Below are 12,124 nucleotides of genomic sequence, written 5' to 3'. Positions count from 1 at the left end.
TGACGGCGAGCACCTGCTTGCCGCCTAACCGACCGGAGACCTGCCCATGCCTCTCGATCCCGCGCTTCGCGACCGCATCCTTGCCTCAGTGGAGGCCGGCTTTGCCGAGCAAATCGCCTTCACCCAGGAGATGATCCGCTTCGGCTCGCTGCGCGGGCAAGAACACGCGGTGCAGGATTTCGTCTTCCGGGCGCTGAAGGGGCGTGGCTTCACGATGGACCGCTTCGGAATGGATCGCGAGGCGATCGCGGCCCATCCCGGTGGTGCGCCGTTCTCCGATGAGCATTCGGATGCGCCGATCGTCGTCGGCATCCATCACCCGCGCGAGGAAAAGGGGCGCTCCCTGATCCTGCAGGCGCATGTCGATGTCGTGCCGACCGGGCCGGACACGTTTTGGACGCATCGGCCCTTCGACCCGGTGATCGAGGGAGATTGGCTCTATGGCCGTGGTGGCGCGGACATGAAGGCTGGCCATGCCGCCAACCTGTTCTGCCTCGACGCGCTCCGGCGCATCGGCCTGCAGCCGGCGGCCACGGTCTACGTGCAGTCGGTGGTCGAGGAGGAATCGACCGGTAACGGCGCGCTGATGACGCATCTGCGCGGCTACAAGGCCGATGCGGTGCTGATCCCCGAGCCAGAGGAGGAAATGCTGGTGCGCGCCAATACCGGTGTGCTCTGGTTCCAGATCGAGGTGCGTGGCGTGCCGATGCATGTGCGCGAGATGGGCGCGGGCGCGAACGCGATCGACGGGGCCTATCGCGTCATCGGGGCGCTGCGGAAGCTCGAGGAGGAACTCAACGCGGAGAAGGCCGGACGCGAGCATTTCGAGGACGTCGCCCATCCGATCAACCTGAATATCGGCAAGATCGAGGGCGGCGACTGGGCCTCCTCCGTGCCGTGCTGGTGCAGGATCGACTGCCGCATCGGACTCTATCCCGGGGTCAGCGCCGAGGAATTGGCGAAGCGGATCGAGGCCTGCGTGCTGACGCATGCGCGTGGCGATTCGTTCCTCGCCAACAATCCGCCGAGCGTGACCTTCAACGGCTTCTATTCGGAAGGCTATGTGCTCGAACCCGGCAGCGAGGCGGAGGCCGTGCTCGGCCGGGCGCATCAGGGCGCGACCGGCAAACCACTGAAGAGCTTCATGACGGCGGGCTATCTCGATACCCGCGTCTACGCGCTCTACGACAAGATGCCGGCGCTGTGCTATGGCCCGATCTCGGAGAACATCCACGCTTTCGACGAGCGGGTTAGCCTCGCCTCGCTGAAGCGCATCACCGGAACCATGGCCCTGTTCGTGGCCGAATGGTGCGGCGTCGAGAGCGTCCCGGAGTGACGCCGCGCGGCGGCCGGGGCGATAAACGTGCATCGGCTCCTGCGCGATTTGGCATGACAATGGCGCCGCCGGTTCGGCCATAGTCACGCCATGTCGCAAACCCCCGGCCGCTCGCTTCTGCTCGTTCCGTTGCTCGGTCTGCTCTGGGGCTTCAACTGGCCGGCTGTCCGCATCGCGCTGACCGAGATCGCGCCCTGGACGCTCCGGGCCGGCGGCATGAGCTTTGCGGGGCTGGCTCTGGTCGCCATAGGGCTCGCACGTGGGCAGTCTCTGGCGGTGCCCAGAGGCCAATGGCTGAGGCTGGCGATTGCCGGCTTCCTTTCGATTGCCGCCTTCAACGTATTGCTTGCCTTCGCACAGCTCGCCGCGCCGACCTCGCGGGCGGCGATCCTGACCTTCACCATGCCGATCTGGGCGACATTGCTCGCACGGTTCGTCCTTGCCGAGCCCTTTGACCGAAGGCGCCTGCTCGGCCTCGGCCTCGGCGCTGCGGGATTGCTGTGCCTCGGCCTGCCATTGCTCGCCAGCGGCTCGTTCTCCATCGGCCTGCTCTACGCGCTGATCGCCAGCGTGAGCTGGGCCCTGGGCACGATCGTCACCAAGCGCTGGCCGGTTTCGGCGCCGGCACTGACCATCGCCGCGTGGCAGCTGCTGATCGGCGGCGTTGTCGCCGGGATCGGCATGCTGGTCTTCGAGGGCCTGCCCGTTCCCAAGATGCTGGAGGCACGGACCTTCGCCGCGTTGACCTTCCATATCCTGGGAGCACAGGCGCTGGCCTATTTCCTGTGGTTCACGGTGATCGCGCGGCTGCCCGCGGGCATTGCCAGCCTTGGCACGCTGATGGTGCCGGCCGTCGGCGTTCTGGGTTCCGTGCTGTTGCTCGGCGAGCGACCGACGCCGAGCGACTGGCTCGGCCTCGTGCTGGTGGTCGCCGCATCCGGGACCATCATGCTGCCGCAGCGGCGGCGCGGGGCCAAAGCCCTATCGTAGCGGCCAGACCAGCATGATCAGCGGCACACCGAGCAGGATCACCAGCAGCGACAGCGGCGCGCCAAGCCGGGCGTAGTCGCCGAAGCGATACCCTCCCGGACCCATCACCAGCGTGTTGCACTGGTGGCCGATCGGCGTGAGGAAGTCGCAGGCCGCACCGATCGCCACCGCCATCAGGAAGGCATCGGGGCTGTAACCGAGGCTCTTCGCAAAGCTCGCGCCGATCGGGGCCATGACCAGCACTGTCGCAGCGTTGTTCAGGAAGGGCGTGACCGCCATGGCAGAGACGAGAATCAGCGCCACCGCGCCCCAGCCGGGAAGGTGCATGCCGACACTCGCGAGCCAGCCGGCGAGCAGATCCGTGGTTCCAGTCGAGCGCAAAGTGTCGCTGACCGGGATCAGGGCCGCCAGCATGACGAGGATGGGCCATTCGATCGAATCATAGGCGTCGCGCGGCGAGATCGCTCGGAAGGTGACGAGCAGCGCGGCTGCCGCAAAGAACGCGACCGAAACCGGGACGAGGTTGAAGGCGATCGCGATCACGGTCGCAAGCAGGATCGCGCCGGTAACCCAGCCCCTGCGGGCACTGCCGAGCGTCAGCGCGCGTTCCGCGAGCGGCATCAGGCCCAGTTCGCGCATTCGCTCCGGCAGGATTTTCTCGTCGCCCTGGAGGACGACGACATCGCCGGTGCGCAGGGTGATGTTGCGCAGGCGTTCCCGGAAGCGCTCGCCCGAGCGGCTCACCGCGAGCAGATTGACGCGATAGCGCTCGTGTAGCTCGATTTCGCCAACGGAGCGTCCCGTCAGTAATGAGACGGGGCCGACGATCGCCTCGCTCACGGTGATCTGATCGAGCGCGCCCGTACTATGGGTCGGGCGCTGGTCGGCATCGAGTTGGAGGCCGCCCTGCGCGACCACGCGCTCAAGCGCCTTGGGCTCGCCGCGCAGCAACAGGATATCGCCGGGACGCAGGCCGGCATCTGGGAACGGGGCGGACAGCCGCGTCTTGGAGCGCAGGATGGCGACGACATCGACCTCACCCTCCGCAATGGCCTTGAGCTCGGAGATGGTTTTGCCGGCAAGCGCCGAGCGCTGGGGAACTTGAACCTCGGTGACATAGTCGGAGATGTCGAGCGCCTGTTCGAGCGAGGCTGCGCCTTGCCGGTCGCGCGGCAGCAGGCGGTAGCCCACGCATAGAAACAGGCAGCCGGCGAGCGCGAGACCGAGGCCGACCGGCGCAAAGTCGAACATCTCGAAGGGGCGGCCGGTCAGTTCCTCGCGGACGCGGGCGACGATGATGTTCGGCGAGGTGCCGACCAGCGTGACGATGCCGCCGAGCAGCGAGGCGAAGGCCATCGGCATCAGGAAGATGGATGGCGATTTTCCACCCTTCCGGGCGAGCTGGTAGGCGATCGGCAGCATCATCGCGAGCGCACCGATATTCTTGATGATCGCCGACATCACCGCGACCGAGAACACGAGCAGCGAGATCTGCATCTGTGTCGAGCGGACATAGGGCGCAACATGGCTGAGTGCGCGCTCGATGATGCCGGAGCGCGCGACCGCTGCGCTGACCACGAGCGCGCTGCCGACAATGATGACGATATCGTCGGAAAAGCCCTTGAAGGCGTCCTTGGCCGGTACGAGGCCCAGAGCCAGCGCGGCGAGGAGTGCCAGCGCCGCGACGACATCATAGCGGAGGCGGCCCCAGACGAAGAGCGCCATCATCGTTGTGATGACGGCGATGGAGAGCGATTGATCGAGAGTCATGCAGTCCCTGGAGGCCGCGCCCGGGCCGGCGCCTTGTCCAACCTCCACTTCAGCGGATCGTTCCGCAAGCCTGCAATCGGACGTTCAGTCCTTCAGCGACGTGCGCCGGTTCGCCTCTTCCGGGCGCTGGGTCCAGGTGTCGACCGACATCGTGGGCAGGTCGAAATAGTCGCGGGTCGTGGCATAGCCATGACCGCCCATTCGGCCGATGGCGTCGAGCCCGACCGGGTCGACATGGAGCCGTTCGTCGACGATGTCGGCCCGGAAATGGGCGTAGACGACTTCGCCGAGGATGATCTCTCGGGAGTTGCCGATGCCGAGCGTGGTGTGGTGGCGACATTCGAAGGCGGCGGGTGCCTGACCGATCCAGGGGCAGGGCACTTTGACGCCCGGCAGGGCATCGAGCCCCGCTTCGCGCAATTCGTCGATGCCCGGCGCAAAAGGCACCGCGCAGACATTCATGCCGGCAATGAGCGCGTCAGAGACGATGTTCACGGTGAAGGCGAGGGTATCGCGGACATTGCGACCGGTATCCTTCTGGCCCCCTGTCGGGCGATACTCGACGCCAAGGGCCAGGATCGCGGGATCGGCCGAAAGGCAGTTGAAGAAGCTGAACGGCGCGGCGTTGACGACGCCCTGCGCATCGACCGTCGTCACCAGCGCGATCGGGCGTGGCACGACCGCGCCGATCAGGAGCTTGTAGCGCTCGCGTGGCGTGAGCGACGCGAAATCGAAGGTGACGATCGAGGGCTGGGTGTCGGACTTGGGCTGGACGCGCGGCTGAGCGGTCATGGGGGAGTCAGTCCTTCGCTCAATGCGTAGGGGGCGAGCAGGTCGCGGATGTCGCGCTCCGCCCGGGGAGTGAGCAGGGCGCGCGTGACCACGGCCTGCAGATGATGATCCATCAGCTCGGCGGCCTGCTTCGCATCGCCGCGCTTCAGCGCCTCGATCAGCTGCCTGTGCTCCGAGACGGCGCATTCCGACGAATGCGGACGGCCGTAGATCGCCAGAACCAGCGAGCAGCGCGAGCTCAGCTCCTGGATATAGCGCAGCAGCAGGACGTTGCCCGTCATCTCGGCGAGCCGGATGTGGAAATCGCCAGAGAGCCGGATCGATTCCGGCCCGTCCTGTCCATGTGCGGCTTCCTCCTGCCGGACATGGTGCTCAAGTTCGGTGATCTGCGCCGGGGTGAGCCGGCCGGCAAGGGTCTCGGCGACCAACCGTTCAAGGCTGCGGCGGACGTCGAAGACGTCGCGGGCTTCTTCCAGGGTGGGATAGGCGACCGAGGCGCCGCGATTGGGCTTGAGCTCGACCAGGCCCTCGACGGCGAGCCGCCCGAAGGCCTCGCGCACCAGCGTACGGCTGACACCGAGCTGTTCGCCGATCGAGTCTTCGGGAAGCTTCATGCCAGGCCGCAGGGCCTGCTCGATGATTGCGCGTCGCAGCGCCTTGTACACGGATTGCGCACGCAATCCATGAGGGCGGGGTTCCGTCGGCATGGTGCGTCTCCGCTCTGGCTCGGCCGTCTCAGCCTCACTCCATGTCACGGGATCCCGCTCCACTCCAGTTTCCCCTTGTCTGCGATAATCGTATACAATACGATATCTCTATCGTATGCAATATTGATTGTTGATTGCGCACGAGATGCTGCACAAAGTGCCAGGGTGGCGCGGGATTGGGCATTCACGAGGGGCACCGAGCCTGACCGAGCGCCAAAGATGCGCCGCAGGTTCATCGAGAGGAGAGATCGATGAAGAAGCACTGGTTGTTGGCGGCTGTCGCGGCTCTGGCGCTGAACGGCGCGGCTGAGGCGAAGACCCTGAAATGGGGCGCGTCGCGCGAGATCGCCTCGCTCGACCCCTATTCCTACGGCGAGACGTTCACGCTCTCCGTGCTCAATCATGTCTATGAGGGGCTGGTGCGCTACACTGGCGATCTCAAGATCGAGCCGGCCCTGGCGGAATCATGGGAGACGGTCTCCCCCACGGTCTGGCGCTTCAAGCTGCGTCAGGGTGTGAAGTTCCACAATGGCAACCCCTTCACCGCTGACGACGTGATCGCCTCGCTCGACCGCGTCACGCATGACACCTCGCCGCTCAAGGGCAATCTGCCGGCCTACAAGAGCGCCAAGAAGATCGACGACTATACCGTCGAGATCGAGGTCAACGGCCCGTACCCGCTGCTGCTGAACGACCTCACCAACATCTTCATCTTCGACAAGGAGTGGATGGAGGCGAACAACACCTCGCTCCCGACCGATTCCGGCAAGGGCATCAAGGGGTACGCAACCGACAACACCAACGGCACCGGCCCGTTCAAGGTCGAGAGCCGCCGCGCCGACGCCAAGACGATCTTCATCAAGAACCCGACCTGGTGGGACAAGCCGCAGCACAATATCGACGTCATCGAGTTCACGCCGATCACCTCGGCCTCGACCCGTGTCGCCGCGTTGCTCTCCGGCGAGATCGACTTCACCAATGTCGCGCCCTTGCAGGATCTGCCGCGGCTCGCGGCTTCGCCCGACGTCAAGGTCCTGCAGACCAACGAGCTGCGCTCGGTCTTCTTCGCCCTCAATCTGAAGGATGCGCTGTTCGAGAGCGATGTGAAGGACAAGAACCCCTTCAAGGATATCCGGGTCCGTGAGGCGCTCTATCGCGCGATCGACATCGATGCCGTCCAGAAGCGGGCCATGCGCGGCCTCTCGCGCAATACCGGCGCCCTGGTCGCTCCGGCGATCCCAGGCTACGAGCCGTCCCAGGATGAGCGCCTGCCCTTCGATCTCGAGGGGGCCAAGAAGCTGCTGGCGGCCGCCGGTTATCCCAACGGCTTCTCCTTCCAGTTCAATTGTCAGGCCGACAGCCTGGTCAACGAGGAGGAGTTCTGCCAGGCGGTCGCTTCGATGTGGTCGCGCGCCGGCCTGAAGCCCAATCTCAGCCTCGCCCCGCGCAGCCAGCAGACACCGAAACGCGTCAAGGGCGATTTCGACGTGATCTCCTTTGGCTGGGCCAATGAGCCGATGATCGACGCCTACTCGCTGCTGGTTCAGGTGCTGCGCTCGAAGAGCGGCACAGGCGGCGTGTTCAACTGGGGCAACTGGGGCGATCCGCGCATCGATGCGCTGATCGACAAGGCCGGCGTCGAACTCGACAACAGCAAGCGCATCCCGATGATGATGGAGGCGCTCAAGATCGCCAAGGCCGAGCATCTCTTCATTCCGCTGCATCAGCAGCCGATGGCCTGGGCAATGCGCAACACGGTGGCCTCGACGGTGCAGGCCTCCGACAACAAGCCGCGCCTGTGGCTGACCATGCTGAAGTGAGCTGAACCGCATCGACCGGCCGGGAGCGTTCAGGCGCTCCCGGTCCATTGTGACCGGAGGGGACGATGCCGGCTTTCCTGCTGAAACGACTGCTGAACGCGGCTGGCGTGATGCTCGCCGTCGCCTTCCTCGCCTTCCTGATCTTTCGCTTTGTCGGCGATCCCGTCGAGCTGATGCTGAACGAGCAGGCGAGCCAGGCGCAGCGCGACGAGTTGCGCGTGCGTCTCGGTCTCGACCGGGGCTTCGTCCTGCAATTTGCGACCTTTGTCGGCAACGCGGCGCGCGGCGATTTCGGCATCTCCTATCGCAATCAGCAGGATGTCTTCACGCTGATCACGGAGCGCTTCCCGGCCACTTTCGAACTGGTGCTGGTGGCGACCTTCCTGTCGCTCGCAGTCGGGATCCCACTCGGCGTCTACACGGCGATCAGACGTGACAGCCTGCTCGCCAAGTCGCTGCAATTCGTCTCTGTGCTCGGCGTCTCCCTGCCAAGCTTTGCGCTCGGCATCCTGTTCATCCTGCTCTTCTCGGTGACGCTGCAATGGCTGCCGGCCTTCGGCCGCGGCGAGGTGGTGCAGATCGGCTGGTGGAGCACAGGTTTCCTGACACCGTCCGGCCGCCGCGCGCTGATCCTGCCGGGCATCACGCTCTCGCTCTTCCAGATCACGCTGGTGATGCGGCTGGTGCGGGCCGAGATGCTGGAGACGATGCGCACCGACTTCATCCGCTTCGCCCGGGCGCGGGGCCTGCCGGCTCGCGCGGTGAATTTCCGCCATGCGCTGCGCAACTGCCTGATGCCGGTGATCACGGTCACCGGTCTGCAGATCGGCAACCTGATCGCCTTCGCGCTGGTGACCGAAACCGTCTTCCAATGGCCGGGCATGGGCATGCTCTTCGTCCAGGCCGTGACCTTCGTCGATATCCCGGTGATGGCGGCCTATCTGATCGTCGTCTCCTTCATCTTCGTGTCACTGAACGCACTGGTCGACCTGCTCTACGCCTATGTCGATCCGAGGCTGCGCGAAGATGCGATTTCGGGAGCCGCCAATGCCCGTTGATGCCACTGCCAAGCCCGGCCGCCTGCGCCGCTTCCTCGACAGCGATATCGGCTGGAGCTTCTGCCGCACTCCCGCGGCCTGGCTTTCGACGCTGGTGCTGGTGCTGCTGATCGCGACCGCGTTTCTCGCGCCCCTGATCGCGCCGCAGAACCCGCATGATCTCGCTCAGGTCTTCATCGACAAGGCCGAGATCCCGCCGATCTGGCAGGCCGGCGGGGAGTGGCCGTTTCTGCTTGGCACGGACCCGCAGGGACGCGATGTGTTGTCGGCCATTCTGTACGGCACGCGCGTCTCGCTGCTGATCGGCATCGCGGCGGTGATCGTCTCGATGGGGCTCGGCGTTACGGTCGGGCTGGTCTCGGGCTTCTATGGCGGCCGCATCGACAACCTCCTGATGCGCCTCGGCGACACCGTTCTCTCGATCCCGACCCTGCTGATGGCGATCCTGGTCAGCGCTATCTTCCGCGAGTTGCTGCCACCCGGCCTGCGTGAGCCTTTCGCTGCGGTGGTGCTGGTGGTCTCGATCTCGCTGACCAACTGGGTGCAGTATGCGCGCACCGTGCGCGCCTCCACCATGGTCGAACGGCGCAAGGAATACGTGCTCGCTGCGCGCATCATCAAGGTCGCGCCGGCGCGAATCATGCGCCGCCACATCCTGCCAAACACCCTGACGCCGGTGATGGTCGCCGCGACGCTCAATCTCGGTCTGGCAATCCTGTCGGAAGCGACCCTGTCCTTCCTGGGCGTCGGGATGCCGATCACCCAGCCTTCGCTCGGCACGCTGATCCGCATCGGCAACCAGTACCTGTTCTCCGGCTCCTGGTGGCTGGTCGTCTTCCCGTCACTGCAGCTCGGGCTGATCGTGCTCTCGGTCAACCTGCTCGGCGACTGGCTACGCGATGCGCTGAATCCGAAACTCCGCTGACAAGAAACTGACGAGGAAACGATGGCTACCGATCTTCTGCTGCGCAATATTCGCCCGCTTGGCGGCGAGGCGACCGATATCCTGATCGAGAAGGGGCGGATTGCCCGCCTCGGGACCGGGCTTGCCGCGCCGGCCGGTGTCGTGGTCGAGGATGGCCGCAACGAGATCCTGCTGCCCGGCCTGGTCGAGGCTCACACCCATCTCGACAAGAGCCTCTGGGGCCTGCCCTGGTACAAGAACGAAGTTGGCCCGAGACTTCTCGACAAGATCGACAATGAGCGCCTGAACAAGCGTCGGCTCGGCATCGATCCCTATCAGCAATCGGCCCGCCAGAGCATCCAGTCCTCGCTGATGGGCTCGACCCATATCCGCAGCCATATCGACATCGATACCGACCACGGCATGTGGGGCGTCGAGGGCGTGATGAAGATGCGCGACGATTATCGCGACATCATCGACGTCGAGATCGTCGCCTTCCCGCAGTCCGGCATGCTGCGCCGGCCCGGCACGCTGGAGCTGATGGACGAGGCCATGAAGCTCGGCGCGGAAGTGGTCGGCGGCCTCGATCCCTGCACGATCGACCGTGATCCCAAGGGCCATCTCGACGCCGTGTTTGCGCTCTGCCAGCGCTACGGCAAGCCGCTCGACATCCACCTGCATGAGCCGGGTGAGGTCGGCGCCTTCTCGATGGACATGATCATCGAGCGTACACGGGCACTCGGCATGAAGGGCAAGGTCACGATCAGCCATGCCTTCTGCCTCGGCACGCCGGACCCGGCGCTCATCGATCCGCTGATCGCCCAGCTCGCCGAGCTCGACATTGCCATCATGACGACGGCGCCGGCGAGCAGGCCGGCCCCGCCGGTGAAGCGGCTGATCGAGGCCGGCATCCGGGTCTGCTCCGGCTCAGACGGCATCCGCGACACCTGGGGGCCGTATGGCAATGCCGACATGCTGGAGCGCGCCATGTTCGTCGGCCTGCGCAACAACTTCCGGCGCGACGATGAACTCCGGATCGCGCTCGATGTCTGCACCATCGAGGGTGCCAAGGTGATGGAACTCGACGGCTACGGGCTGAGCCAGGGCTGTCGGGCCGATCTCGTGCTCGTGCCCGGCGAGACGCTGGCCGAGGCGATCGTGACCCGCTCGCCGAAGCGTCGCGTCGTCAAGGGCGGCAAGATCGTCGCGCGCGACGGCGTCTCGATCAAGAGCGCACCCTGATGCTGCAGGCCGCGCCGCACCCCAAGGGCAGGGTCCTGCTGACCGCGCGCTGGCTCGTCGGCCACCGCGACGGCCGGCATCGGCTCATCGAGAATGGCGAGATCGTCTTCGAGAATGGCGAAGTGGTCTTCATCGGCCATCGCTTCCCCGGCGAGGTCATGCGCCGGATCGATTACGGCAACGCGCTGATCGGACCCGGCTTCGTCGATCTCGACGCGCTTTCCGATCTCGACACCACCATCCTCGCCTATGACAACCAACCGGCCTGGAAGAAGGGGCGTGTCTGGCCGCGTTCCTATATCGAGGCCGGCCCGGTCGAGATGTATTCGCGGGAGGAGCTTGCCTTCCAGAAGCATCATGCCTTCGCGACGTTGATCCGCAATGGCATCACCACGGCGCTGCCGATCGCCTCGCTGTTCTACCGGCAATGGGGCGAGACGCCGGAAGAGTTCTCCGATGCGGCAGAAGCCGCGGCGAAACTCGGCCTGCGCGCCTATCTCGGCCCGGCCTACCGCACCGGGAACCAGGTGGTCGAGGCCGATGGCAGGATCACGACGGCTTATGACGAGCCTCGCGGCCTTGCCGAGCTCGCGGAGGCGATCGCCTTCTGCGAGCGCTTTGAGGGCGCCGCCGGCGGACTCGTCCGCACCATGCTCGCGCCGGACCGGATCGAGACCTCGACTGCCGAACTGCTTCGGCGCACGACGGAGGCCGGCCGGACGCTTGGCGTGCCGGTGCGGCTGCACTGCTGCCAGTCGAAGATCGAGTACGATCTCGTGCTGGCGCAGCACGGCATGAGCCCGCCGGAATGGCTGGAGAAGCTCGGCTTTCTGACCGAGCGGACGCTCCTGCCTCACGGAACCTATGTCTCCGGCAGCAGGCACATTTCCCGGCCTGGCCGCGATCTCGAGATCATCCGCGATGCCGGTTCGACCATCGTGCACTGTCCTCTGGTTTCCGGACGCCACGGCAATGCCATCGATCATTTCGGCCGCTATCGCGAGATGGGCCTGAATCTCGGCCTCGGCACCGATACCAGCCCACCGGACATGATCATGAACATGCAGGTCGGCATGATCCTCGCCCGCACCATGGCGGGCAGCTCGGCCAGCGTGCGCAGCGAGGACTATTACGACGCGGCGACCATTGGCGGTGCCGATGCGCTTGGCCGCCCGGATCTCGGCAGGCTCCAGCCCGGCGCACGGGCCGATATCACGGTCTTCGATCTCGACCGGCCACATCTCGGCCAGGTCATCGATCCGATCCAGACCATGCTGCTCGCCGGACACGGCCGCGACTTCGCGACGGTGATCATCGACGGCCGCTTCGTCATGGAGGACCGCGAGATCCCGGGCGTCGACGAAGCTGCGGACAAGCGGCGCGCGCAGAAACAGTTCGAAGGCGTGATGGCGCAGTACCCGCGCCGGACACATGGCCACCCGCCGGCTTCCGAGATCTTCTCGTCAAGCTATCCGGTCGAACGTGGGGAGGAGAGAACATGACCG

At 65.5% G+C, this 12,124-nt stretch carries 10 protein-coding genes; 7 read left to right on the top strand and 3 right to left on the bottom strand.

Translation table 11 applies throughout. The annotated features are described in order from the left end of the window. Positions 1 to 46: 46 nt before the first annotated feature. Both AB4118_RS08805 and AB4118_RS08800 read left to right on the top strand, forming a co-directional pair. On the top strand, positions 47 to 1,336 hold the full coding sequence (locus AB4118_RS08805; protein ID WP_441489369.1) for an ArgE/DapE family deacylase: 1,290 nt from the start codon (positions 47 to 49) through the stop codon (positions 1,334 to 1,336). Positions 1,337 to 1,426: 90 nt separating this feature from the next. Beyond that, a complete protein-coding gene (locus AB4118_RS08800) occupies positions 1,427 to 2,326 on the top strand; it encodes a DMT family transporter (RefSeq protein ID WP_441489368.1) in 900 nt (299 codons plus the stop codon). Here AB4118_RS08800 and AB4118_RS08795 read toward each other — a convergent pair. The 3 genes from AB4118_RS08795 to AB4118_RS08785 all read right to left on the bottom strand — a co-directional run bounded on the left by AB4118_RS08795 (position 2,318) and on the right by AB4118_RS08785 (position 5,595). Then, positions 2,318 to 4,096 (bottom strand): SLC13 family permease, encoded by a 1,779-nt coding sequence (locus AB4118_RS08795; RefSeq protein WP_441489367.1) that lies wholly within the window; start codon positions 4,094 to 4,096, stop codon positions 2,318 to 2,320. The two genes, AB4118_RS08800 and AB4118_RS08795, sit on opposite strands and share 9 nt — an antisense overlap. An 84-nt stretch (positions 4,097 to 4,180) precedes the next feature. Then, positions 4,181 to 4,888, bottom strand: coding sequence for a flavin reductase family protein (locus AB4118_RS08790; protein ID WP_201788634.1), 708 nt, complete (start codon positions 4,886 to 4,888; stop codon positions 4,181 to 4,183). Further along, positions 4,885 to 5,595, bottom strand: coding sequence for a GntR family transcriptional regulator (locus AB4118_RS08785; RefSeq protein ID WP_052513480.1), 711 nt, complete (start codon positions 5,593 to 5,595; stop codon positions 4,885 to 4,887). The genes AB4118_RS08790 and AB4118_RS08785 overlap by 4 nt, the downstream gene beginning before the upstream one ends. Before the next feature lie 251 nt (positions 5,596 to 5,846). Between AB4118_RS08785 and AB4118_RS08780 the strand changes: the two genes are divergently transcribed. The 5 genes from AB4118_RS08780 to AB4118_RS08760 all read left to right on the top strand — a co-directional run bounded on the left by AB4118_RS08780 (position 5,847) and on the right by AB4118_RS08760 (position 12,121). Further along, entirely contained in the window at positions 5,847 to 7,415 is a 1,569-nt protein-coding gene (locus AB4118_RS08780) for an ABC transporter substrate-binding protein (RefSeq protein WP_441489366.1), read from the top strand. A gap of 65 nt (positions 7,416 to 7,480) precedes the next feature. Continuing rightward, entirely contained in the window at positions 7,481 to 8,473 is a 993-nt protein-coding gene (locus AB4118_RS08775) for an ABC transporter permease (protein ID WP_069879765.1), read from the top strand. Beyond that, positions 8,463 to 9,398: an ABC transporter permease gene (locus tag AB4118_RS08770; RefSeq protein WP_441489365.1), complete on the top strand. Its 936-nt coding sequence runs from the start codon at positions 8,463 to 8,465 to the stop codon at positions 9,396 to 9,398. The genes AB4118_RS08775 and AB4118_RS08770 overlap by 11 nt, the downstream gene beginning before the upstream one ends. Positions 9,399 to 9,419: 21 nt before the next feature. Continuing rightward, complete coding sequence (locus AB4118_RS08765) at positions 9,420 to 10,619, top strand: amidohydrolase family protein (RefSeq protein ID WP_441489364.1); 1,200 nt, start codon at positions 9,420 to 9,422, stop codon at positions 10,617 to 10,619. Then, complete coding sequence (locus AB4118_RS08760) at positions 10,619 to 12,121, top strand: amidohydrolase family protein (RefSeq protein ID WP_441489363.1); 1,503 nt, start codon at positions 10,619 to 10,621, stop codon at positions 12,119 to 12,121. The genes AB4118_RS08765 and AB4118_RS08760 overlap by 1 nt, the downstream gene beginning before the upstream one ends. Positions 12,122 to 12,124 lie beyond the last annotated feature (3 nt).

Origin of the sequence: Allobosea sp. 2RAB26 (assembly GCF_052115465.1) — a bacterium.
Classification (GTDB): domain Bacteria; phylum Pseudomonadota; class Alphaproteobacteria; order Rhizobiales; family Beijerinckiaceae; genus Allobosea.
Note: the sequence above shows the minus strand (reverse complement) of the source record. Positions and strands in the feature narration are given on the sequence as shown.

Bases quoted from the DNA above. Each gene is read 5' to 3' on its own strand.
- AB4118_RS08805 (WP_441489369.1), top strand. From the start codon at position 47: ATGCCTCTCGATCCCGCGCTTCGCGACCGCATCCTTGCCTCAGTGGAG.
- AB4118_RS08800 (WP_441489368.1), top strand. From the start codon at position 1,427: ATGTCGCAAACCCCCGGCCGCTCGCTTCTGCTCGTTCCGTTGCTCGGT.
- AB4118_RS08795 (WP_441489367.1), bottom strand. From the start codon at position 4,096: ATGACTCTCGATCAATCGCTCTCCATCGCCGTCATCACAACGATGATG.
- AB4118_RS08790 (WP_201788634.1), bottom strand. From the start codon at position 4,888: ATGACCGCTCAGCCGCGCGTCCAGCCCAAGTCCGACACCCAGCCCTCG.
- AB4118_RS08785 (WP_052513480.1), bottom strand. From the start codon at position 5,595: ATGCCGACGGAACCCCGCCCTCATGGATTGCGTGCGCAATCCGTGTAC.
- AB4118_RS08780 (WP_441489366.1), top strand. From the start codon at position 5,847: ATGAAGAAGCACTGGTTGTTGGCGGCTGTCGCGGCTCTGGCGCTGAAC.
- AB4118_RS08775 (WP_069879765.1), top strand. From the start codon at position 7,481: ATGCCGGCTTTCCTGCTGAAACGACTGCTGAACGCGGCTGGCGTGATG.
- AB4118_RS08770 (WP_441489365.1), top strand. From the start codon at position 8,463: ATGCCCGTTGATGCCACTGCCAAGCCCGGCCGCCTGCGCCGCTTCCTC.
- AB4118_RS08765 (WP_441489364.1), top strand. From the start codon at position 9,420: ATGGCTACCGATCTTCTGCTGCGCAATATTCGCCCGCTTGGCGGCGAG.
- AB4118_RS08760 (WP_441489363.1), top strand. From the start codon at position 10,619: ATGCTGCAGGCCGCGCCGCACCCCAAGGGCAGGGTCCTGCTGACCGCG.